General features: G+C 65.3%; 16 protein-coding genes. 12 read left to right on the forward strand and 4 right to left on the reverse strand.

Annotation, left to right across the window (positions count from 1 at the left end):
- The first annotated feature begins 78 nt into the window (after positions 1-78).
- The 8 genes from ccmI to E8M01_RS21385 all read left to right on the forward strand — a co-directional run bounded on the left by ccmI (position 79) and on the right by E8M01_RS21385 (position 7,223).
- Complete coding sequence (gene ccmI / locus E8M01_RS21345) at positions 79-1,149, forward strand: c-type cytochrome biogenesis protein CcmI (RefSeq protein ID WP_136961992.1); 1,071 nt, start codon at positions 79-81, stop codon at positions 1,147-1,149.
- A gap of 5 nt (positions 1,150-1,154) precedes the next feature.
- A complete protein-coding gene (gene ccmE / locus E8M01_RS21350) occupies positions 1,155-1,634 on the forward strand; it encodes a cytochrome c maturation protein CcmE (RefSeq protein ID WP_136961993.1) in 480 nt (159 codons plus the stop codon).
- A 2-nt stretch (positions 1,635-1,636) separates the two neighbouring features.
- Complete coding sequence (locus tag E8M01_RS21355) at positions 1,637-3,622, forward strand: heme lyase CcmF/NrfE family subunit (protein ID WP_136961994.1); 1,986 nt, start codon at positions 1,637-1,639, stop codon at positions 3,620-3,622.
- On the forward strand, positions 3,622-4,095 hold the full coding sequence (locus E8M01_RS21360) for a cytochrome c-type biogenesis protein (protein ID WP_425467675.1): 474 nt from the start codon (positions 3,622-3,624) through the stop codon (positions 4,093-4,095). Before E8M01_RS21355 ends, E8M01_RS21360 begins: the two co-directional genes overlap by 1 nt.
- Before the next feature lie 379 nt (positions 4,096-4,474).
- A complete protein-coding gene (locus tag E8M01_RS21370) occupies positions 4,475-4,906 on the forward strand; it encodes a transposase (protein ID WP_136958698.1) in 432 nt (143 codons plus the stop codon).
- A complete protein-coding gene (locus E8M01_RS21375; protein WP_136961996.1) occupies positions 4,903-5,613 on the forward strand; it encodes an IS3 family transposase in 711 nt (236 codons plus the stop codon). The genes E8M01_RS21370 and E8M01_RS21375 overlap by 4 nt, the downstream gene beginning before the upstream one ends.
- Positions 5,528-6,898, forward strand: a complete 1,371-nt coding sequence (locus E8M01_RS21380; RefSeq protein WP_211596664.1) for an IS30 family transposase — start codon at positions 5,528-5,530, stop codon at positions 6,896-6,898. The genes E8M01_RS21375 and E8M01_RS21380 overlap by 86 nt, the downstream gene beginning before the upstream one ends.
- Positions 6,899-6,911: 13 nt before the next feature.
- Entirely contained in the window at positions 6,912-7,223 is a 312-nt protein-coding gene (locus tag E8M01_RS21385) for an integrase core domain-containing protein (protein WP_136961997.1), read from the forward strand.
- A gap of 197 nt (positions 7,224-7,420) precedes the next feature.
- On the opposite strand, the gene E8M01_RS21390 is transcribed toward E8M01_RS21385, so the two are convergent.
- Together E8M01_RS21390 and E8M01_RS21395 are read right to left on the reverse strand one after the other, a co-directional pair.
- Complete coding sequence (locus tag E8M01_RS21390; RefSeq protein ID WP_136961998.1) at positions 7,421-8,413, reverse strand: DarT ssDNA thymidine ADP-ribosyltransferase family protein; 993 nt, start codon at positions 8,411-8,413, stop codon at positions 7,421-7,423.
- Positions 8,404-9,312 carry a macro domain-containing protein gene (locus E8M01_RS21395; RefSeq protein ID WP_136961999.1) on the reverse strand — a complete coding sequence of 303 codons (909 nt, stop codon included), beginning with the start codon at positions 9,310-9,312 and terminating at the stop codon, positions 8,404-8,406. The genes E8M01_RS21390 and E8M01_RS21395 overlap by 10 nt, the downstream gene beginning before the upstream one ends.
- Positions 9,313-9,966: 654 nt before the next feature.
- On the opposite strand from E8M01_RS21395, the gene E8M01_RS21400 reads away from it, so the two are divergent.
- The 4 genes from E8M01_RS21400 (at position 9,967) to E8M01_RS21415 (ending at position 16,824) form a co-directional block, all read left to right on the forward strand.
- On the forward strand, positions 9,967-11,529 hold the full coding sequence (locus E8M01_RS21400) for a Do family serine endopeptidase (protein WP_136962000.1): 1,563 nt from the start codon (positions 9,967-9,969) through the stop codon (positions 11,527-11,529).
- Positions 11,530-11,742: 213 nt separating this feature from the next.
- A complete protein-coding gene (locus E8M01_RS21405; protein WP_136962001.1) occupies positions 11,743-12,414 on the forward strand; it encodes a response regulator transcription factor in 672 nt (223 codons plus the stop codon).
- Positions 12,415-12,482: 68 nt separating this feature from the next.
- Entirely contained in the window at positions 12,483-13,886 is a 1,404-nt protein-coding gene (locus E8M01_RS21410; protein WP_246088840.1) for a sensor histidine kinase, read from the forward strand.
- Positions 13,873-16,824: a bifunctional [glutamine synthetase] adenylyltransferase/[glutamine synthetase]-adenylyl-L-tyrosine phosphorylase gene (locus tag E8M01_RS21415; protein WP_170182008.1), complete on the forward strand. Its 2,952-nt coding sequence runs from the start codon at positions 13,873-13,875 to the stop codon at positions 16,822-16,824. Before E8M01_RS21410 ends, E8M01_RS21415 begins: the two co-directional genes overlap by 14 nt.
- Positions 16,825-16,881: 57 nt before the next feature.
- Here the strand turns inward: E8M01_RS21415 and E8M01_RS21420 are convergent, their stop codons facing one another.
- Both E8M01_RS21420 and pepN read right to left on the reverse strand, forming a co-directional pair.
- The gene (locus tag E8M01_RS21420; RefSeq protein WP_136962003.1) at positions 16,882-19,203 is read right to left on the reverse strand and encodes a PAS domain-containing sensor histidine kinase; all 2,322 of its coding nucleotides are present in this window, start codon (positions 19,201-19,203) and stop codon (positions 16,882-16,884) included.
- A 195-nt stretch (positions 19,204-19,398) separates the two neighbouring features.
- Positions 19,399-22,038, reverse strand: coding sequence for an aminopeptidase N (gene pepN / locus E8M01_RS21425; protein ID WP_136962004.1), 2,640 nt, complete (start codon positions 22,036-22,038; stop codon positions 19,399-19,401).
- Positions 22,039-22,080: the final 42 nt, after the last annotated feature.

Raw genomic sequence — 22,080 nt, forward strand, 5'->3', positions numbered from 1 at the left:
TGCCCAGGCCGGCCCGCGACGCATCGTCCGGTGGCGGAAGGCGCGGCCAGCCTTTAAGTCTGCGGCATGGATGGGTCCATGACGGTCTGGTTGATTTTTGCGATCATGACGGCCGCCGCGATTTTCGCGGTGCTGGTGCCGCTCGCGCGCTCGCGCGAGGCAGCGACCCGGGCTTCCGGCTCGGATCTGGCCGTCTACAAGGATCAATTGGCCGAGATCGGCCGTGATCGCCAGGCGGGCTTGATCGGCGAGCTCGAGGCCGAAGCCGCCCGCATCGAAGTGTCGCGCCGGCTGATCGCCGCCGCCGACCAGGCTCGTCCGGCGCCGGATTCCTCGCTCAGGCGCCGGCGGATCACGGCGATTGCCGCGATCGTCGTCGTGCCGCTGGTCGCCGCCGGTATCTATGGCTCGCGCGGCCAGCCGGATTATCCGGGCCAGCCGCTCGCCGGGCGAGATCGGCAGACCCCGGCCGAGCGCGACCTCGCGACGCTGATCGGCCGCGTCGAGGCGCATCTGGCCGCCAATCCCGAGGATGGCCGCGGCTGGGAGATCCTCGCGCCCATCTATGTCCGGCTCGGGCGCGGCGCCGATGCGATCAAGGCGCGGGCCAATGCGCTGCGCCTTCTGGGCGCGACCGCCGATCGCGAGGCCGACCTCGCCGAGGCCCGGGTGCTCGCGGCACAGGGGCAGGTGACGGCCGAGGCCAAGGCCGGCTTTCAGCGCGCCATGGCGCTCGAACCGAACCATCCGAAGGCCAGCTATTTCGCCGGGCTCGCCGCCGAGCAGGACGGCAAGCCCGACGACGCGCGCGCGGTCTGGACCCGGCTCGCCGAAGCGGCGCCGCCCGGCGCGCCCTGGCTCGGCACGATCCAGGGCGAGATCGTCCGGCTTGGCGGCACGCCGCCACCGGCGCCAGCCACCCCGACCGCCTCGGATATCCGCGGCATGGTCGACGGGCTGGCCGCGCGGCTCGCCGCCGACGGCAGCGATTTCGATGGCTGGCTCAGGCTCGTCCGCTCCTATGCCGTGCTGGGCGACACGCCCAAGGCGCGCCAGGCGGCGTCCGACGCCCGCCGCCATTTCCTGGCCGAGGCCGAGAAACTCACGCGCCTCGATGCGCTGGTCCGCGAACTGGGCCTCGGAGGCTGATCGACATGACCCGCAAGCAGCGCCGTCTGACCCTGATCGGCCTCGCGCTCGGCGTGCTGGGCATCGCCGCCAGCCTGGTGCTCTACGCGCTGTCCGGGTCGATCACCCTGTTCAATTCGCCGACCGACGTGGTCGAGCGGGCGATCCAGCCGGGCCAGCGCATCCGGCTCGGCGGCCTGGTCGAGACCGGTTCGGTGCAGCGCGGCGAGCACATGCAGGTGCGCTTCAGCGTCACCGACGGTCGGAATTCGGTGCCCGTCGCCTATACCGGCGTGCTGCCCGACCTGTTCCGCGAGGGTCAGGGCGTGGTCGTCGAGGGCCTGGTCGCGCCCGACCGGCAGTTCCGCGCCGACAGCGTGCTGGCCCGCCACGATGAAAACTACATGCCGAAGGAGGTCGCCGACAGCCTGCGCCAGCAGGGGCTTTGGCGGCCCGGCGATCCGGTACCTGGCCGCAACGCGGCGCGTGAAACCGGCACGAGGTGACCATGTCTCCGGAAATCGGTCATTATGCCCTGGTTCTCGCGCTCGCCCTGGCACTGATCCAATCGGTCGTGCCGATCTGGGGGGCGAAGCAGGCCGACGCCGTGCTGATGGGCACCGCCGGGCCGGTGGCGCTCGGCCAGTTCGCTTTTGTCGCACTCGCCTTCGCGGTCCTGACACAGGCCTATCTGGTCTCGGATTTTTCGGTCGAGAACGTTTTCCTCAACAGCCATTCGGCCAAGCCGCTGATCTATCGGATCTCCGGTGTCTGGGGGAACCACGAGGGCTCGATGCTGCTCTGGGTGCTGATCCTGGCGCTGTTTTCGGCCTTGGTGGCGGCCTTTGGCCGCAACCTGCCGCTCAGCCTGAAGGCCAATGTGCTGGCGGTGCAGAGCTGGATCACCGTGGCTTTCCTGCTGTTCATCCTGAAGACCTCCAACCCGTTCACCAGGCTCTCGCCGGCGCCCTTCGAAGGCCGCGATCTCAATCCGCTGCTGCAGGACCCGGGACTGGCGATCCATCCGCCGCTGCTCTATGTCGGTTATGTCGGCTTCTCCATGTCGTTTGCCTTTGCCGTGGCAGCACTCATCGACGGCAAGATCGACGCCGCCTGGGCGCGCTGGGTCAGGCCCTGGGCGCTGACCGCCTGGATGTTCCTGACCGCCGGTATCTCGATGGGCTCGTTCTGGGCCTATTACGAGCTCGGCTGGGGTGGCTGGTGGTTCTGGGATCCGGTCGAGAATGCCTCGCTGATGCCTTGGCTCGCCGGCACGGCGCTGCTGCATTCGGCGATCGTCATGGAAAAGCGCGAGGCCTTGAAGGTCTGGACCGTGCTGCTTGCCATCCTGACCTTCTCGCTGTCGCTGCTCGGCACCTTCCTGGTGCGCTCGGGCGTGCTGACCTCGGTTCACGCCTTTGCCGTCGACCCCGAGCGCGGGGTGTTCATTCTCGCCATCCTGGTCGTGTTCATTGGCGGCTCGCTGGCGCTTTATGCCTGGCGGGCGCCCATGCTGAAACAGGGCGGCATCTTCGCGCCGGTGTCGCGCGAGGGCGCGCTGGTGCTGAACAACCTGTTCCTCACCGCCGCCTGCGCCGCGGTCTTTGTCGGCACGCTCTATCCGCTGGCGCTGGAGGCGCTCACCGGCGCCAAGATTTCGGTCGGTCCGCCGTTCTTCAACTGGACCTTCGGCCCGCTGATGGTGCCGCTGCTGGTGGTCATGGTGTTCGGCCCGTTCCTGGCCTGGAAGCGTGGTGATCTCTATGGCGTCGCCCAGCGCTTGACCTGGGCTCTCGGGCTTGGCGTCGCCGCCATGCTGGCCGCCTATGCCACGACCTCGGGTGGACCGGTCCTGGCGCCGGTCGTCATTGGCCTTGCCTGCTACATCATCGCGGGGTCGCTGATCGAGGTCGCCGAGCGGATCCAGCTGTTCCGCGCCCCGGCGGCAACCGTCTGGTCGCGGGCCAAGGGGTTGCCGCGCTCGGCCTGGGGCACGGCCTTCGCCCATGCCGGTGTCGGCGTCATGCTCATCGGCATCGTCGGCGAGACCGCCTACCGGCAGGAACTGATCGTCCAGGTCAGGCCCGGCCAGACCGTCTCGATCGCCGGCTACGACCTGACTTTCGAAGGCCTGTTTCCTGAAGAAGGGCCGAATTACCGTGACGTCGTCGCGCGTCTGCAGGTTGGCGAGGGCGGAGTTCCGGCCGGCGTGCTGAACCCGGCCAAACGGGTGTTCACCGCCCGCAACATGCCGACAACGGAAGCGGCCTTGAAGACCCGCGGCGTGTCGCAGCTCTATGTCTCGCCCGGCGATCCCGCCGAGGACGGTTCGATCGCACTCCGGCTGTTCTACAAGCCGATGGTCCTGCTGATCTGGATCGGCACGCTGTTCATGGTGTTCGGCGGCATGCTGTCGCTGTCGGACCGGCGTCTGCGCGTCGGAGCGCCGAAGCCGGCGGCGCGGCGTGCCGTGGCGATCGAGGCGGCGGAGTGATGGCCGCGTCCATGCGGAAAGGCACCTTGGCCGTCGCCTTGATGCTGGCGCTGGCGGGGCCCGCCTGTGCGGCGCTGCCGGACGAAGTGCTGGCCGATCCCCGGCTCGAGGCGCGTGCCCGCACGCTCAGCCAGGAACTGCGCTGCATGGTCTGCCAGAACCAGTCGATCGACGATTCCGATGCTACGCTTGCACGCGACCTCAGGCTGCTGGTGCGCGAGCGCCTGAAGGCTGGCGACAGCGACAGGCAGGTGCTGGATTTCCTGGTCGACCGTTACGGCGAGTTCGTCCTGCTGACGCCCCGGCTCAGCCGTTACACGCTGGCGCTGTGGGCGGCTCCGGCCGCCTTCCTGGTGGCTGGCGGCGCCTATATCCTGATCACCCTGCGCCGGCGCCGACGCACGCTGCCGGCCGCCGTTCAGCCCCTGACGGATGAGGAAAAGGCCAAGCTCGACGCTGTCCTGAAATCCTAGCGCAGCTAACGACCCGCGAGATGGAGGGTGCTCTGCGGGGCGCTGTAGCGGACGAAATGCGTAGAGCCATCCGGTCCGGCGGCTTTTTTGACGCCTACCGGAGATAGGGCCAATGAGCCTCGCATGCTGCGCACCCAATCCCGGTCCATCGCCTGGCACCGGGAACACTCCGGAACTAAAGATCCTTTCGGCTCCTTTTGGCGACCATAACAGCCAAGAGAGGCCAGACGGCATCAACCACATTCGCAGCGTCTGGCGTCTCAAATGGGATGCTCTGACGCCAGGGCAGGCTGATGCAATTGAAGACTTCATGATGTCGTGGACTGCACCCCATTTGTGAGACAAATGAATTAGGGTGACATGGGCGATCGGAGGCTGAATGCCCGACAAGCCCAGGACTCCCACACGCAGTTTCCCGCCTTCGTTCAAGCAGGCGGCGATGTCTCGGCTTGAAGCCGGCGAGACGCTTGCGGCGGTTGCTCGCGGCCTCGGCATCAGCCGCAAGGTGCTCTATGGCTGGCGGGCGTTGTGGCGGGCGGAAGGGGCCAGCGGGCTCTGCCACAAGCGCGGCCCCAAGCCTGGTCTGCGCGCGCGGCGCCTGGCGGCCGCTCTGGCTGCGCCCGCCAAACCGTCTCCGCCCGATCAGGCGCAGGCCCTGGCCAACGCACAGGCCCGCATCGGCGAACTCGAACGCATCATTGGCCGGCAGCAGGCGGGCCTCGATTTTTTTCAACGTGCCTTGCAGGCCTTGGACGCGGACAAGACGCCCGAACCGTCCGTGCCCGGCTCTACGCGGTCATCCAAGCCATGACCGGGAGCAGCACCCTGCAAGGCGCCGCCGTCATCGACCAGCTCTGCCGTCTCGGCCGTGTGTCTCGCGCCGGCTATTATCGCTTCCTCGAGCGCAAAGCCCCGGCCAGAGCCGACGCCGATCTGCGCGACGCCATCCATCGCATCGCCCTCGCGCACAAGCACTATGGCTACCGTCCCATGACCGCGACGCTCAAGCGCCAGGGCATCGAGGTGAACGCCAAGCGGGTGCTGCGCCTCATGCGCGAGGACAATCTGCTCGCCCTGCGCACCAAGGCCTTCGTGCCCAGAACCACCGACAGCCATCATGGCTTTCGCATCGCGCCTAACCTGATCCGATCGCTCATCCCCACGGGGCTCGATCAGATCTGGGTGGCGGATATCACCTATGTCCGCCTGGCCGAAGCCTTCGTCTATCTGGCCGTCATCCTCGACGCCTTCTCCCGCCGCGTCGTCGGCTGGGCGCTGGATGAGCACTTGCGCGCCGAGTTGGCTCTCGCAGCCCTCGACATGGCCCTTCGCCACCGCAAGCCGCCGCCCGACAGCCTGATCCATCATTCCGACAGAGGCGTCCAAGGCGGATTCAAACGGTCGTCGCAACACTCTGAAGTTGGAGGTTGCGATGAGCATCCGAAAGCGGCGATCGGCACGGTCTGGACGAGCGCCATTACCTTCACCAGGACGGCCGCCTTTGGCGGGGCGCGATGAACAGATTCGATTCTGGCGGGCGATCGCCGCGGGGCTGAGCAGCGAAGATGCTGCTCTCGAAGCCGGAGTGTCGCAGCCTGTAGGAACCAGATGGTTCCGAAAGGCGGGCGGTATGCCACCAGCAATGTTCAGATCCTCGGCAAAGCCGCCTGGTCGTTACCTGTCATTGGTGGAGCGTGAAGAGGTCGCACTTCTTAGGGTGCAGGGCCATTCCATGCAGGAGATCGGGCGCCGCCTGAGGCGAGCCGCCTCGACAATCTCCCGTGAACTGCGGCGCAACGCAGCCACGCGCAGCGGCGGGTTGGAGTATCGGGCGACGACTGCCCAGTGGCATGCGGATCGATCGGCCCGTCGGCCCAAACCGACCAAGCTTGCGCTCAACACAACCTTGCGCACCTATGTGGAGGAGAGACTTGCCGGCGTCGTCGTGGCTCCGAGCGGCGTTTCCGTTCCAGGTCCTGCCGTTCCGTGGAAGGGCCGCCGGCATGGCCCGCGAAAGGATCGGCGATGGGCAAGGGCCTGGAGTCCGGAGCAGATTGCCCGGCGCTTGCCGATCGACTTCCCGGACGACAAGACGATGCGTATCAGCCACGAAGCCATCTATCAGGCCCTCTTCGTTCAGGGCCGGGGGGTGCTGCGCCGCGAACTGACGGCCTGCTTGCGAACAGGACGCGTGTTGCGGGTGCCAAGGGCGCGCGTCCGCAGGCGAGGCAAGGGCTTTGTCTCGCCCGAGATCATGATCAGTCAACGCCCCGTCGAAGCAGCCGATCGAGCGGTGCCTGGCCACTGGGAGGGAGACCTCATCCTCGGTCTTGGCAGCTCGGCGATCGGCACGCTGGTCGAGCGCACAACGCGCTTCACGATGCTGCTGCATCTGCCCCGCCTCGCGGGGCACGGCGAAGCTCCTCGCACGAAGAACGGGCCAGCGCTCGCGGGACACGGAGCTGAGGCCGTGCGCGATGCGATCGCGCGCACCATCATCACCTTGCCCGAAGAACTGCGTCGCTCGCTGACGTGGGATCAGGGAGCCGAAATGGCCCAGCACGATCGTCTCAAAATCGATGCGGGTGTCCAGGTCTACTTCTGCGATCCGCAAAGCCCATGGCAGCGCGGCACCAACGAGAACACCAATGGGCTGCTGCGTCAGTACTTCCCGAAAGGCACCGACCTGAGCATCCACAGCGCCGATGAGATTGCCGCCGTGGCAGCGGTCCTCAATGCCCGACCGAGAAAGACGCTGGGCTGGAAAACGCCGGCAGAGGCGCTTGACGCGTTACTGCCATGAGTGAACACAATCGGTGTTGCGACGACCGTTTGAATCCGCCCAATATGCCAGCGCCGACTACACCAAGCGCCTCCATGACCATGCTGTCCGTCTCAGCATGAGCGCGCCCGGCAATCCCTACGACAACGCCAAAGCCGAAAGCTTCTTCAAGACCCTGAAGAAGGAGGAGGTCAACGCAAACACCTATTCCTCAATCGACGAAGCCAGGCGCAATATCGGCGCGTTCCTGGAGACAACCTATAATCGCCAGAGGCTCCATTCCGCTCTTGCCTACAAACCCCCAACCGAATTCGAAGCTGACCTTTCCATCCCTCGATCCGACTGAACTCCCCAACCCATGCCCACTGTCACTTAAATTCGACTGTCTCATTGAAGGGGTGCACTCCAGTCGCACGGTGACGCAATTTTGGTGACGCGAGATTTCGACCGTGCCATGGATCAAGGTGACGTGCCAGGAATGGCCGGGCACGCGCGGCGCACCGCATACCTTCAATGCGACTTTGTTGCAGTATTGCGGCCAAATCAGAAGAGATCGTCGCCGACTAGGATGATGTTATCGTAGGCGATATGTCCATCAATATTCATCGTTACACGATATAGGCCGGGCCTAATTTTCTGATTAATGAAATATTTCGTTGATGGCGGGGTGGGCATTGGGGGTACATTGCCATGTTCGTACTCGATTGTCTTATTTCCCTTCGCGTCCGTTACTTTTATTTTGACCGCTATGTTCCCCGAGCCTCGACGGCGTGGATTAAATTGGAAACGGAGACCGTCCGACTGAAGGGTAACCTCTTCGGTGAACGGAAATTCTTTCAAAAATACACGCAGATCGTCTGAAACTACAACCCTTTCTACCCATTTGGCTGCGGCAGAGTTACCCATGCTGTAAAGGAGGGTATCGCGCTCCGCTGTAGACCGACAATAAATCCAAGAAAGATGGTCTAACTCAAGGGGGTGCTCAGCCAATATTTCAGCGCATCGGTGATGAATTATCGAGTAATCTCCACCGAGGCTGCTATCATGATAAACCTTCGCGAAAGGAATGCCGCTGCGCAGGAGTTCATCGCTAGCGTCGTATGTCACTTCGGAGCGCTGCATGTTCATGTTCGAAACGTGCGTTCCTTTGCGGCAGAGCACCGACTTTGCGTCAAACACAAACATAACAAGCATGGGCGCATGCGCGGTTACCCCGCCAGCGCACTCTTCGTCTTTGCGTATTCCTTCGATGTGATACTGAGTGGGCGTGCGGGGACGAAAGTAAAGTCGGACCCAGCGATGCGCATGAGAATTAGTAAGGATCACTTCCGTGTGCGCCGCATCCAAAAATGATCCAACTGTCAGGCAGCTACGGGCTCCCAGCGACCCTCCACGAAGAATACGCACGGCGTTTTCCAGCCGAGTATGATGGAACAAATGCCGAGGCCATTTGGCACGATAGGCGAGGGTGTTGGAGCTTAGCCGCTCCGTCCATTCCTTGATATGCGCATCAACCGCATCTGCACTTAGCGCCATTGAAGCTCGAGCTGTTTGGTGACCGGCTTGGGGGCCGGAGCATCGGTCCGAAACGGTTGCCACTCGATTGCCAAATCAGGCCCTGAGTCCGTCTTTTGAACCTCCACTGATCGCACGCATGGAAGCAGGCTAATCATCGAAAGCAGGTCGGACACCCCCTCTCGGCTAGAGCGTCCCGTTCGGTCGCTTGTAACCAACCCCTTCTGCAAGCCCAGCCAGATACCCCACAAGTCTTCGTCCTCGAAACGGCTGACATGCCCATCCTTAACCAAAGCAATTTCGTTTTCGCCTTCCAGCGAAGCCTCAAACGGGTGCCCAGAATGCAGGTTAACGAGTTCACCTTTGGTCAGATCCATCAAGCGGTGTATTGCCGCGACGAACTCCTCAAAAACGTCAACTTGATCGAACTCTTTCGCGAGTGCGCGCGTGGCGTCCTCTAGATGTTCAGGAACGCCAATATTCACGTTATAGTCGTGAATATAGACACGAATTGGGAGTGGGCTGAGATAATGCTCCATGATTGGCCGCACGTCGTCCCAATTCAAGCCTCCATTTCCGCATCCCAGCCGAGGGAATGAAATTTCTTGGATCAGCTGTGACTCATAATTATCCGCGAACTTGCGAAGACCCATCTCGATCCAATCGAGCTGGGACGGGTTCTTCCAATGGATTTTGGTTGGAAAGTTGAGCACCCAACGATCCGCGCCTCGCCAGAGCCAGAGCACGCCCGGGCGAATGCTCTTCTGATCGCAAAGGTGCTTGTATGCAGCGAACATCGCCGGGTATCGCTCCTTGAATTCCTTGGCGATACCTTTCCCCATCACACCGACGCAGTTCACGGTGTTAACCAACGTCTGCGCCGACGACTCCATGATGCTCGTCCGGCGGTAGATTAGCATGAAACTATCCCCACTCAGGCCCACGTTTGAATGCCTCTAAGGTGAGCGCGTATATCAAATTAGCATGAGTCTCTTACCGAAGCACTCTGTCGCGAATGAGAACATACCATGAACATAGCCTCTGCCAAGGGCGATTTGCCGCCCGTTGCCGAGAAAACGCCTGATGCGTGAAGTTCGTTCATCTGCCGAAGTGATGACAGTGTGCTACAATAATCCCAAACAAAAATTTTTTCTCCGAAGCGTTTTACAGTAATAATTGATAAGAGCCGAGTGTATTATCACTATGATTTATTATAGCGCAAGCAAGCGTTCTGAACAATGCAGATATATAAATTTTGGAGATTGCGCAGATATTTCTGACACTGCAGTAGCACTTATTGCTCGCCTGGATGCGCTTTTATCAGAGGCGGATGATGCCTCTATTCCTGCCAACGCACCGCAAAATCAACCTCTGCGCATTCTAGATCGCGTCAGACTGCTTCGGCGGAGCGCACTAGGGCTTGCGCGAAATCCGGGCTCGGACGGCAGTCGCGCAAGGGCTGGGCGTCACCTTACCAAACTGTAATCTCCCGGCCAGAGCGCCGTAATCTGGCCTGCACCATTGTCCGGGGCACTCACGGAGCTTCCGTGTCCCCGTTTCGATGGAGAGATCCCATGTCCCCCCGCCTGCGTACCGCGCTCTACGGCACCGTTGCAGCCCTGGCCATCGGCGCCGGCGTCCTGCAGTTCCAGTCTGCCCCGTCCAATTTCATCGCTCCCGCCCATGCTCAGGCGCAGGCCCAGATCGCCGGCCTGCCGTCCTTCGCCGACGTCGTCGATCGTGTCCGTCCTGCCGTGGTTTCGGTGCGCGTGTCGCGCGCCGCCACCAGCGAGCAGATGTCGTTTCGCGACATGCCCGGCCTGGATGACAACGAGCGCGGCATGATGGAGCGCTTCATGCGCCGCTTCGGCGAGCAGGGCCAGGGCGATCAGCGCTTCGGTCAGGGCGATCAGCGCTTCGGCCAGGGCGAGCGCCGTGGCGGCCAGGGCCGCGGTCCGCGCGCCATGGCCCAGGGCTCCGGCTTCTTCATTTCCGCCGACGGTTATGTCGTGACCAACAACCATGTGGTCGAGGGCGCGACCGAGGCCGAGCTGGTCATCGACGGCGGCCGCACCGTCAAGGCCAAGGTGGTCGGCACCGATCCGCGCACCGATCTGGCGCTGCTGAAGGTCGAAGGCTCGAACTTCCCCTTCGTCCGTTTCGCGGCCCAGGCGCCGCGGGTCGGCGACTGGGTGCTGGCGGTGGGCAACCCCTTCGGTCTCGGCGGCACCGTGACCGCCGGCATCGTCTCGGCCCGTGGTCGTGACATTGGCTCCGGTCCCTATGACGATTTCCTGCAGATCGACGCAGCGGTGAACCGCGGCAATTCCGGTGGCCCGACCTTTAATGCCGCCGGAGAAGTGATCGGCGTCAACACGGCGATCTATTCCCCGTCGGGCGGCAATGTCGGTATTGCGTTTGCCATCCCCTCGGAGACCACCCAGACCGTGGTCGCCGCCCTGCGCGAAACCGGCACGGTCTCGCGCGGCTGGATCGGCGTCCAGATCCAGCCGGTCACCGAAGAGATCGCCGAGAGCCTCAGGCTCGCCCGGCCGGAAGGCGCCCTGGTCGCCGGCGTCCAGGCCGGCAGCCCGGCGGCACGCGCCGAGCTCAGGCCGTCCGACGTGATCACCGCGGTCGACGGTCAGCCGGTGAAGGATGCCCGTGATCTCAGCCGCCGCATCGGCACCGCCCATCCCGGCGCGACCGTCAAGCTGACGGTCCAGCGTGACGGCGCCGAGCGCAGCATCAACCTGACGCTTGGTCAGATCCCGAACGAGCGTCAGGCGGCGGCGCGCGGTGGCGATCAGCCGAACGAGCCGCGTGGCGATCAGTCGGCCGGCCCGCAGGTTCCGCGCCTCGGCCTGTCGCTCCAGCCGGCCGGCCGCGGCGGCAAGTTCGGCGGCAGCGGCGAAGGCCTCGTGGTCACCGAGGTCGACCCATCGGGGCCGGCTGCCCAGCGTGGCGTCCGTGAGGGCGACATCATCATCGATGTCGCGGGACGGGCGGTCGCCTCCACCCGCGACGTGCACGAGGCGCTGGCCGCAGCACGCGCCCAGGGCCGCCGTTCGGCGCTGATCCGGCTGCGTTCCGGCGACGGCCAGCGCTTCATCGCCATCCCGCTCAACGCGGGCTGAAAAAAAAGTCGCGTGGGTTCGAACCTTTTTCGGACCCACGCCGACACATAAGCGATCCGGCGTGGCAACCCCCCAGTCGCCCCCCGCTGCGTCGGATCGGTCTCGGGCGAGGCGGACGGATCACCCACCGTTCGCCTCGTTCCCGTTCTGGCCCTTCCCGCTGGCGCATTCAGCGTCTGGCGATTGGCACGAGACCTCCCTACCATGCCCGACATGCGGATTCTGATTGTCGAAGACGACCGTGATGCGGCGTCCTATCTGGTCAAGGCGTTCAAGGAAGCCGGCCACGTCGCGGACCATGCCGCCGACGGTGAGACCGGCCTGGCGCTCGCCGAAGGCGGTCCTTATGACGTGCTGGTCGTCGACCGCATGCTGCCGAAAAAGGACGGACTGACGCTGATCGGCGAGTTGCGCCGCTCGGGGCGCGAGACGCCGGTGCTGATCCTCTCCGCGCTCGGCCAGGTCGACGACCGGGTCAAAGGCCTGCGCGCCGGCGGCGACGACTATTTGCCCAAGCCCTATTCCTTCTCGGAACTGCTCGCCCGTGTCGAGGTCCTGTCGCGCCGCCGCGCTACCGGCACGCCGGAAACCGTCTATCGGGTTGGCGACCTCGAGCTCGACCGCCTGTCGCATCGCGTCACCCGCGCGGGTGAAGAAATCGTGCTGCAGCCGCGCGAGTTCCGCCTGCTCGAATATCTCATGAAGAATGCCGGCCAGGTGGTCACCCGCACCATGCTGCTCGAACATGTCTGGGACTATCACTTCGACCCGCAGACCAATGTCATCGACGTGCATGTCTCCCGGCTGCGCTCGAAGATCGACAAGGGTTTCAGCAAGGCGCTGATCCAGACCATTCGTGGCGCGGGCTATACGGTGCGCGCGTGACCGGGGCTCTGCCGCGCCAGGTGGATGCCGGCGTGCCCGACGATCATGCCGGCCGGCGCGGCTTCGGCCTGCGCACCCTGCTGCGCACCACGGCGTTCAAGATCATCGCCGCCTATCTCCTGATGTTCGTGCTGTTCGCCGGCTTTCTCATCGGCTGGCTCGGCTTTGCCACCCAGCGCCTGTTCACCGACCAGATCACCGAGACGGTCGAAGCCGAGGTGCGCGGCCTGGCCGAGCAATATGCCATTGGCGGCATCCGCCGGCTGGTCAATGTCATCGACGAGCGCGGCCGCAGGCCCGGCGCCTCGCTCTACATGGTCACGACTTTTGCCGGCCAGGTGGTCGCCGGCAATATCGGCGACCTGCCCGATGGAACGCTGACCCGCCAGGGCTGGATCGAAACCGATTATCGGCGCGCCGAGGAGACCGCGGCGGCGCGACCGCACCGCGCGCTCGCCCAGGTCTATGGCCTGCCGGGTGGTTTCCGCCTGCTGGTCGGCCGCGATCTCGAAGAGCGCGACCGGGTGCTCGACATCTTCGGCAGCGGCTTCCGGCTGTCCCTGCTGGTTGCCCTGGTCCTTGGCCTGCTCGGCGCCTATTTCGTCACCCGCCGCGTGCTGAAGCGTGTCGATGCGATGACCGAGACCTCGCGCCGGATCATGGCCGGCGACCTCACCGGCCGCCTGCCGGTCGCCGGCACGCGCGACGAACTCGACCGGCTGGCCGAGAGCGTCAACGCCATGATCGCCCGCATCGAGGCGCTGATGGCCGGCATGAAAGAGGTGTCCGACAATATCGCCCACGACCTGAAGACGCCGCTGACACGCCTGAAGAACCGGGCCGAGGAGGCGCTGCGCAACGCCTCGGGCGACGAGCAGCACCGCCAGGCGCTGGCCGGTATCATCGACGAATCGGATGGCCTGATCCGCACCTTCAACGCGCTGCTGATGATCGCGCGGGCGGAAGCCGGCAACCAGCAGGACGGCATGGCGTCGGTCGACCTCGCCGAGATCGTTCAGGGCGTCGGCGAGCTCTACGAGCCGCTGGCCGAGGAGGCCGGCATGGCGCTGGTGGTGAGCGCGGCGCAGGTTTCGGTCAAAGGCAGCCGCGAACTGCTTGGCCAGGTGGTCGCCAATCTCGTCGACAATGCCTTGAAATATGGCCAGGTCGAAGGCCAGGGCGGACGTATCGAACTGGCCGTCGCGGTTGATGGTGCCGATGCGGTTCTGACGGTGGCGGATGGCGGGCCGGGCATTCCCCAGGCCGATCGCGAGCGCGTGCTGGAGCGTTTCGTGCGGCTCGAGGCCAGCCGTTCGCGCCCCGGGTCGGGGCTCGGCCTGTCGCTTGCCGCAGCCGTTGCAAGGCTGCATGGCGGTAACCTTTCGCTCGTCGACAATGCACCGGGCCTGAAGGTCGTGCTACGTCTGCCGCGAATGCTGGGCGATGCGATCAATGCGAATGGAAATCCCTGACCACGAAGACCCCCTGCACCAGCGGTTCGTGGCCGCGCCGGTGCTGCCCAAGGGCGTCGGCGGAGCGAAACTCATCGGCGCCTTCCTCGGCGCGATCGAGGATCGAGCGGTAGCCGGTGAGCTCGGCGTCATCCTGAAGGCGCCGAAACCGCGTGCCGTGGTCGCCGGCCTGCTCGCTCATTCGCCTTTCCTCACCGCCATCGCCACCCACGAGCCGGAATTCCTGCGCGACTGCCTGGTGACGGGCCCGCAGGTGCAGTTCGAGGCGCTGGTGGCGACGGCGACCGCCGCTTGCCGGCAGGCGGCCAATGACGAAGCGGTCGGTGTCGCGCTGCGCCGGTTCCGCCGCCATGTCGCGCTGCTGGTGGCGCTGGCCGATATCGGCGACGTCTGGCCGCTCGAACGTGTCACCGCCGCCTTGACCCGCACCGCCGATACGGCGGTCGCCGAGGCCGTCGCCCATCTCATGCGCGAACTGGCAGAGGCCGGAACGCTCAGATCCGCCGATGCCAGGCATCCGGAGCGCGATTCCGGCTATATCGTGCTGGCCATGGGCAAGCACGGCGCCCATGAGCTCAATTATTCCAGCGATATCGACCTGATCGTCTTCTTCGATCCGGACAAGGCGCCATTCAAGCCCGGCAAGGAGCCCCAGCAGGCCTATGTCCGGCTGACCCAGCGGCTGGTCAAGATCCTGCAGGAGCGTACGGCCGAAGGTTATGTCTTCCGGACCGATCTTCGGCTGAGGCCGGACCCCGGCGCCACCGCGGTGGCGATTTCGGTTCCGGCGGCGCTGCATTATTACGAGACGCTGGGCCAGACCTGGGAACGTTCGGCTTTCATCAAGGCCAGGCCCTGTGCCGGCGACCTGGCCGCGGGCCAGGCTTTCCTGCGCGAGATCGAGCCGTTCATCTGGCGCAAATATCTCGACTACACGGCAGTGGCCGACGTCCACGCCATGAAACGGCAGATCCACGCTTTCCGCGGCCATGACGCGCTGGCCGTCGAAGGCCACAACATCAAGCTCGGCCGCGGCGGTATCCGCGAGATCGAGTTCTTCGTGCAGACCCAACAATTGATCGCCGGTGGGCGCAACCAGGCGCTCCGGGTCAAGGACACGCTGAACGGGCTGGCGCAATTGGTAGCCGCCGGCTGGGTCCAGCCGGAAACCCGCGAGGCGCTGGGGCTGGCCTACCGGTTCCTGCGCAAGGTCGAGCACCGCCTGCAGATGGTCGCGGACGAACAGACCCACAGCCTGCCGGAGGCGACCGAGGACGTCGAGCGCATCGCCCGGTTCCTCGGCTTCAAGAACCGCGCCGCCTTCGCCGAAGCGCTGATCGACGAGTTGCGGCCGGTGGAAGCCGCCTATGCGCATCTGTTCGAGACCTTGCCGCCCATGTCCGAGGTCAAGGGCACGCTCGACCTGACCGCCGATCCGCCGAGGGCCTCGACCCTTTCGGCGCTGACCGATCTCGGCTTTCACGACGCCATGGCGGCGATCGCCATGGTGCGCGGCTGGCAGGAGGTGCAGTCGGGCGGCCTCAGGGCCCGGGAGGCGCGCGAGCGGGTTGCCGAACTGGCCCCGGCGCTGCTCGATGCCCTGTCGCGCACCGGCGATGCGGATCTGGGACTGCGCGCCTTCGACCAGCTTTTGACCCGCCATTCGCAGCCGATCGAGCTCCTGGCCCTGCTGCGTGCGCATCCCGATCTCTTGGAGCTCATTTCGCAGATCCTCGGTTCGGCGCCGCGCCTTGCCGATCTCCTCGGCCGGCGGGCTCATGTGCTCGACGCGCTGCTCGAGCCGGCCTTCTTCGGCGAATTGCCCTCGGACGCCGAACTGGCGCGCAGCCTCGACCATATGATCGGGCTCGCCCGGCACGCCGAGGAGGTGCTCGACCGGGTCCGTATCTTCGGTCAGGAGCAATTGTTCCTGATCGGGGTGAGGGTGCTCGCCGGCACGGTTTCGGCGGAGGCTGCCGGCCAGGCTTTCGCCCGGCTTGCCGAACGCCTGATCGTCGCGCTGCATAAGGCGGTCGAGGCGCAGATCGTCGAAGCCCACGGCCGGATCCCGGGCATGCGCACAGCGGTGGTGGCACTCGGCAAGCTCGGCGGCCGCGAAATGACCGCCGGCTCCGATCTCGACCTGATCCTGCTCTATGCCCACGACCCCGACGAGAACGCCTCCGACGGCAAGCGTCCGCTGGTCGGCAGCCATTATTTTGCCCGGCTGACGCAGCGGCTGATCAGCGCCCTCTCGGTGCCGACCAGCGAGGGCGTGCTTTATGACGTCGACCTCAGGCTCAGGCCGTCGGGCCGGTCCGGTCCGGTCGCCACCCATCTCGACGGCTTCCGCTCCTACCAGCTGGAGGAAGCTTGGACCTGGGAGCACATGGCGCTGACCCGTGCCCGGGTCATTTCGGCGACACCCGGCTTCGATGCCGAGGTCGAGGCTGCGATCCACGCGGTCCTGACCGCCGAGCGGGTGACCAAGGCGACGCTCGGCGACATCGTCGACATGCGCAGGGCGATTGCCGAGGACAAGGGCGACAGCGACCGCTGGGACCTGAAATATGTCCGCGGCGGCCTGATCGACATCGAATTCGTCGCCCAGGCGCTGCAGCTCGTCCATGCCCACAAACATCCCGATATTCTCGATACCAACACGTTGCGCGTGCTGGAGCGGGCGGCGGCCGCCGGTCTGCTGACCGCCGAGGATGCCGACGTCCTGCGTTCGGCTTGCCGGCTGTATCAGCGGCTGACCCAGATCCTCAGGCTCTGCCTGGTCGACCGGTTCGAGCCGGCATCGGGCACGCCGGGCCTCAAGCGGCTGTTGGCGCGGGCCGGCGAACTGCCCGATTTCGTCACGCTCAACGCCCATCTGGGCGAAGTGCAGAAGGCCGTGCGCAAGAGTTTCGTCAGCGTCGTCGGCCCGATCTGAGCCGGGACGACGGCAGCGCCGCCGGGCGGTATCCGGCGCCCGCCGGGAAGATGTCGCTCAGGCTGCGGTCTTGGCATTGGGACCGTCGACCGGCAGGCGCACCACCACCGTGGTGCCACGGCCTTCGGTCGAGCGGATCCTGAGCGATCCACCATGCATTTCGGCGAGCGACTTGGCGATCGCCAGGCCCAGGCCCGAGCCGTTGTGGTTCTTGGAGAACTGGCTCTGCACCTGTTCGAACGGGCGCCCGAGATTGCGGATCGCCTGGCGCGGAATGCCGATGCCGGTATCTTCGATGGCCAGCGCCACCACGCCGCGGGCCTTTCGGACGCGCACCGACACCATGCCGCCCGGCGGCGTGAACTTCACCGCATTGGACAGAAGGTTGAGCGCGATCTGTTTGATTGCCCGCCGGTCGGCGACCAGTTCCAGGCCTTCGGGAATTTCGGCTTCGATGATGATCTGCTTGTCCGAGGCCATCTTGGCGAGCACCCGCATGGTCTCGTCGAGCGTCTCCTCCAGATGGGTCTCGCGCGGGTCGAGCTTCAGCCGGCCGGCCTCGATCTTCGACATGTCGAGGATGTCGTCGATCACCGAGAGCAGGAAATGGCCGCTGTCGTAGATGTCGCGGGCATATTCGCCATATTTGGGCACGCCGATCGGGCCGAAATGGCCCTCCTTGAGGATCTCCGAAAAGCCGATGATCGCGTTGAGCGGGGTTCGGAGCTCATGGCTCATATTGGCCAGGAATTCGGATTTGGCGCGATTGGCCTCTTCGGCACGGGTTTTCTGCTCGCCATATTTTTCGGCGAGCTCGGCGAGCTGCTGGGTCTGGATCTCCAGGGTATATTGGCTGCGCTGCAGGTCGGCGACGCTGGCCCGCAGCCGCTGCTCGCTGGCGGTCAGCTCGGTTTCATGGTGTTTCAGGGCGGTGATGTCGGTGCCGACGGAGACGAAGCCGCCGCAATGGGTGCGCCGCTCGCTGATCTGCAGCCAGCGGCCGTCGGCAAGCTTCACCTCCAGGTCGCGCGAGCCGTCCTGGGCTTGTGTCGCCAGCACCCGGCCATCGACGATCTTGGCGCCGCCGCCCTTGGCCAGCGCCTCGTGGTAGCAGGTGCCGGCGCGGGCGCCCTCTTCGGTGAGGCCGTTGAGCTCGCGGAATTTCGAGTTGCAGACGACGATGCGCTCGTCGTCGTCGCAGACCACGAAGGCCTCCGAAATGGTCTCGATCGCCTCGCGGATGCGGATGTCGGTCGCGGCGCTGCGTTCGGCCAGCGCCAATTGTTCGGTGATGTCGACGATGATGCCGACAAAGCGGCGGTGCGGCACGCCGGCGATGCTCAGGCCGCGGCCGCGCGCCCTCAGCCAGATCCAGCGGCCATCGGCGTGGCGCATGCGGAACTGGAAGTCGACGGCGGTGCTCGGATCGAGGTCGACCAGCGAGCCGATGCTGGCGAGATAGCCGTCCTCGGGATGCAGCAGCGGCTGCAGCTCGGCAATGGTGAGCAGGCCTTCGCGCGGCTTCAATCCCAGGATTTCGAACATCGAGGCCGACCAGAACATCTGCTGGCTGCCGATTTCCCAGTCCCACAGGCCGCAGCCGCCGCTTTCCAGTGCCGCATCGATGGTCGCGCGGGCGTTCTGGTTGATCATGTCGGCGGTTGCGGCGCGCACCGTCTGGATGTGGAAGGCAAGGCCCAGGATCAACAGCAGCAGGCCGGTGGTGGTGAACAACGTGCCGGTCAGCAGCGAGGCGCGCATCCAACTGGCCAGCGCATCGCCGGTCGGCTGGAGGACATAGAGGCGCAGCAACGGCGGCTGCAGCGTCCGCATGGCCAGCAATGCCGTGTCGCCGTCGGGCAGCGTCACATGGATGGCCAGTTGCTGGCGGTCTGTCTCGGCACCGGCGAGCGCACCGCCGAGCAGGTCGGTGATCGGACGGCCGACCAGCGCGCTGCGGGCGCGGGCCGGAATGGCGGCCATGATGGTGCCGGCGAGGTCGGTGACGACAAGGGTCCGGTTGACGCCGGTGGTAGCCCGCGTGGTGGCGAGATTCATTGCGGTCTGCGCCGCCGTCGTCAGGTCGCCGGTGGCGATCGCGGCGCGATGGCTGAGGCCGTCGTCGAAGGCTTGCGCGATCATCGCCAGGTCTTCGGCCGCGGAACCGAGCGCCTCGATGCGGCTGTTGTAGATCTGCAGGACCGCGCCGGTTCCCATCACCACCAGGAAGGCGACGATCAGACCGGGGACCAGACGGCGGAGCAGCGGTTCATAGGGGGCAAGCCACGTCTCAAGCGAGGCGCTGATCGGCTGCGCGAAGCCGCGCGCGCCGAGAGCATGAATCCGCGCTTCCGCGCTGGCCGCTGAATTGCGCGCCATCGCCGGTTCCCCCGTCGACAATCAGTTGATTTTCATCAGGAGAAGTGTCGCTGACGTCCCCGAATCACGCACATAAGAATCGATTTTGGGGTCAACTGTCTAGAGTCGTGGATTCACCGAAATGGAAATATTTAGTTAACGCGTTAGGAATGAAAGCCGCCGGGAGCGCGGCTTTTGATCTTCACGGCTCCCGGTCTAACCAAGCGACCGTTCGACGATATCGCGCACATCCGGAGACAGGCTCGGCGCATTGGCGACGCGGATGAGGGCTGCCTGTGCGCGGCCGCGCCGGCCCGGTTCCATCGCCCGCCAGGAGCGGAAGGCCGACAGGAGCCTCGCCGCGACCTGGCTGTTCTTGGCGTCGACATCCAGAACCACGTCGACCAGGAAACCATACCCGAGCCCGTCGGGCCGGTTGAACTGGGTCTGGTTGGTCATGGCGAAGCTGCCGACCAGGGCTCTCAGCCGGTTCGGATTGCCGAAATTGATCGCCGGGTTGGCCAGCAGGGTCTTGATCCGGTCGAGCGTGGCCGGTTCGGCTATGCCGGCCTGCAGGGCCAGCCATTTGTCGATGATCAGGGGATCGCTGCCGTAACGTTCGTAGAAGGCGCCGAGCGCCGCCTCGCGCCGCGTGCCGGCGTGCTGGGCGAGGATCGCCAGAGCCGCGAAGCGGTCGGTCATGTTGTCGGCGCCGGCAAAACGGCGCTCGACTTCGGCGAGCCGGCTCTCGGTGCCGTTGGCGGCCCATAGGTCGAGCGCGACATTGGCGATGGCGCGGCGACCGGCGGCGGCCGCATCCGGTGCGAACGGACCCTTGGCGGCGAAGCCCGAAAGGGTGGCCACAAGCTCGTCGCCGAGCTGGTCGCTGATGGTCCGGCGCAACGCCAGGCGGGCGGCCTGGATCGCATCCGGGTCGACCTCGCTGCCGATCTCGCGCGCGATGTCGGCCTCCGACGGCAGGCTCAGCGCCTGGGCGGTGAAGGCGGGGTCGCGCCCGGCGTCATTGAGCACGGCGCCAAGCGTCTCGATCAACGGCACCGAGACGAGCGCCGCGTCGCCCCTGGCGATCGCCGCCGTCGAGGCGATCAGGAACCGGCTCGCCAGTGTCTGGATCGACTGCCAGCGATTATAGGCATCGCCGTCGTGGCGGGCGAGGAATTGCAGGTCGGCTTCGGTCAGGTCGGTGGTCAGCCTGATCGGCGCCGAGAAGCCACGATTGATCGACAGGATCGGCCGGGTCGTGTGCCCGGTGAACACGAAGCGATGCCGGCTGGCGGTGAGCGCGACGACGCCGGGCACGCTCTGGCCGTCCTCGGTCAGCAGCGGCCGCTCGGCGCCATCGGGGCCGATCAGCCCGAGCGCCAGCGGGATCACCATGGGTTGCTTGGTCGGCTGGCCGGGCGTCGGGTGCAAGGTCTGGCGGATGTCGAGGCTGAACGTGCCGGCCTTCGGGTCGTGATGGCCCTCGACACTCACCTCGGGCGTGCCGGACTGGCGATACCACAGGAAGAACTGGCCGAGATCGCGGCCGCTCGCCTCGGCGAAGCAGGCGATGAAATCCTCGATCGTCGCGGCATCGCCGTCATGGCGGGCGAGGTAGAGGTCCATGCCCGTCTTGAACTCGGCGGGGCCCAGCAGGACCTTCAGGACGCGAATGACCTCGGCGCCCTTCTCATAGACGGTCGCGGTGTAGAAGTTGTTGATCTCGTTATAGAGTTCGGGCCGCACCGGATGGGCGAGGGGACCGGCATCCTCGGCGAATTGCTGGGCTTTCAGGAGCCGGACATCGGCGATCCGCTTGACCGCCCGCGAGCGCATGTCGGAGGAGAATTCCTGGTCGCGGAAGACGGTCAGGCCTTCCTTCAGACAGAGCTGGAACCAGTCACGGCAGGTGATGCGGTTGCCGGTCCAGTTGTGGAAATATTCATGCGCGATGACCGCTTCGATATGGGCATAGTCCTGGTCGGTCGCGGTGTCCGGCAGGGCCATGACATATTTGTCGTTGAAGATGTTGAGGCCCTTGTTCTCCATCGCCCCCATGTTGAAGTCGCTGACCGCGACGATCATGAAGATGTCGAGGTCATATTCGCAGCCGAACACCTCCTCGTCCCAACGCATCGAGCGCTTCAGCGCGTCCATCGCATAGGCCAGCCGGCCTTCCTTGCCGTGCTCGGAATAGATCCTGAGCGCGACGTCGCGCCCCGAACGGGTGACGAAGCGGTCGGAAGTCGAGGCGAGGTCGCCGCCGACCAGGGCGAACAGGTAGCTCGGCTTCGGATGCGGGTCGTGCCAGACGGCATAATGCCGGCCATTGCCGAGATCGCCCGTCTCGACAAGATTGCCGTTGCCGAGCAGCACGGGCGCCTCGGCCTTGTCGGCCTCGATCCGTGTCGTATAGACGGCGAGCACGTCAGGCCGGTCGGGGAAATAGGTGATCCGGCGGAAGCCTTCCGCCTCGCATTGGGTGCACCATGTGCCCGATGAGCGATAAAGACCCATCAGCTGGGTATTGGCTTCCGGATTGACCATGGTTTCGATGGTCAGCGTGAAGGGACCGGCCGGCGGGAGATGGATCACCAGCCGATCGGGCATCGCTTCATAAGCCGAGGCGGCGAGGACGGCACCGTCGAGCGTCAGCGCGACGAGATTCAATTCGTCGCCGTCGAAGGCGAGCGGCGCAGCGGGCCGGCCCTTGGGGTGGCGCTCGACGGTCAGCTTCGCCACCACGCGCGTCGCGGTCGGATGCAGCGTCACCAGCAGATCGACGTTCGTGACCCGGTGATCCGGCACGTGGTAGTCGGACAGCTTGACCGGTCTCGCTTGATCGCTGCGCATGATGGGCACTCCAGAGGCAATCGACGTCGAGGTCGAACCTAT

The organism is Phreatobacter stygius, from assembly GCF_005144885.1.
In the GTDB taxonomy this organism is placed as follows: Bacteria; Pseudomonadota; Alphaproteobacteria; order Rhizobiales; family Phreatobacteraceae; genus Phreatobacter; species Phreatobacter stygius.

What these genes read in the sequence shown, in the direction of transcription:
- ccmI (WP_136961992.1), top strand. Translation starts at nt 79, where the DNA reads ATGACGGTCTGGTTGATTTTTGCGATCATGACGGCCGCCGCGATTTTC.
- ccmE (WP_136961993.1), top strand. Translation starts at nt 1,155, where the DNA reads ATGACCCGCAAGCAGCGCCGTCTGACCCTGATCGGCCTCGCGCTCGGC.
- E8M01_RS21355 (WP_136961994.1), top strand. Translation starts at nt 1,637, where the DNA reads ATGTCTCCGGAAATCGGTCATTATGCCCTGGTTCTCGCGCTCGCCCTG.
- E8M01_RS21360 (WP_425467675.1), top strand. Translation starts at nt 3,622, where the DNA reads ATGGCCGCGTCCATGCGGAAAGGCACCTTGGCCGTCGCCTTGATGCTG.
- E8M01_RS21370 (WP_136958698.1), top strand. Translation starts at nt 4,475, where the DNA reads ATGCCCGACAAGCCCAGGACTCCCACACGCAGTTTCCCGCCTTCGTTC.
- E8M01_RS21375 (WP_136961996.1), top strand. Translation starts at nt 4,903, where the DNA reads ATGACCGGGAGCAGCACCCTGCAAGGCGCCGCCGTCATCGACCAGCTC.
- E8M01_RS21380 (WP_211596664.1), top strand. Translation starts at nt 5,528, where the DNA reads ATGAGCATCCGAAAGCGGCGATCGGCACGGTCTGGACGAGCGCCATTA.
- E8M01_RS21390 (WP_136961998.1), bottom strand. Translation starts at nt 8,413, where the DNA reads ATGGCGCTAAGTGCAGATGCGGTTGATGCGCATATCAAGGAATGGACG.
- E8M01_RS21395 (WP_136961999.1), bottom strand. Translation starts at nt 9,312, where the DNA reads ATGCTAATCTACCGCCGGACGAGCATCATGGAGTCGTCGGCGCAGACG.
- E8M01_RS21400 (WP_136962000.1), top strand. Translation starts at nt 9,967, where the DNA reads ATGTCCCCCCGCCTGCGTACCGCGCTCTACGGCACCGTTGCAGCCCTG.
- E8M01_RS21405 (WP_136962001.1), top strand. Translation starts at nt 11,743, where the DNA reads ATGCGGATTCTGATTGTCGAAGACGACCGTGATGCGGCGTCCTATCTG.
- E8M01_RS21415 (WP_170182008.1), top strand. Translation starts at nt 13,873, where the DNA reads ATGGAAATCCCTGACCACGAAGACCCCCTGCACCAGCGGTTCGTGGCC.
- E8M01_RS21420 (WP_136962003.1), bottom strand. Translation starts at nt 19,203, where the DNA reads ATGGCGCGCAATTCAGCGGCCAGCGCGGAAGCGCGGATTCATGCTCTC.
- pepN (WP_136962004.1), bottom strand. Translation starts at nt 22,038, where the DNA reads ATGCGCAGCGATCAAGCGAGACCGGTCAAGCTGTCCGACTACCACGTG.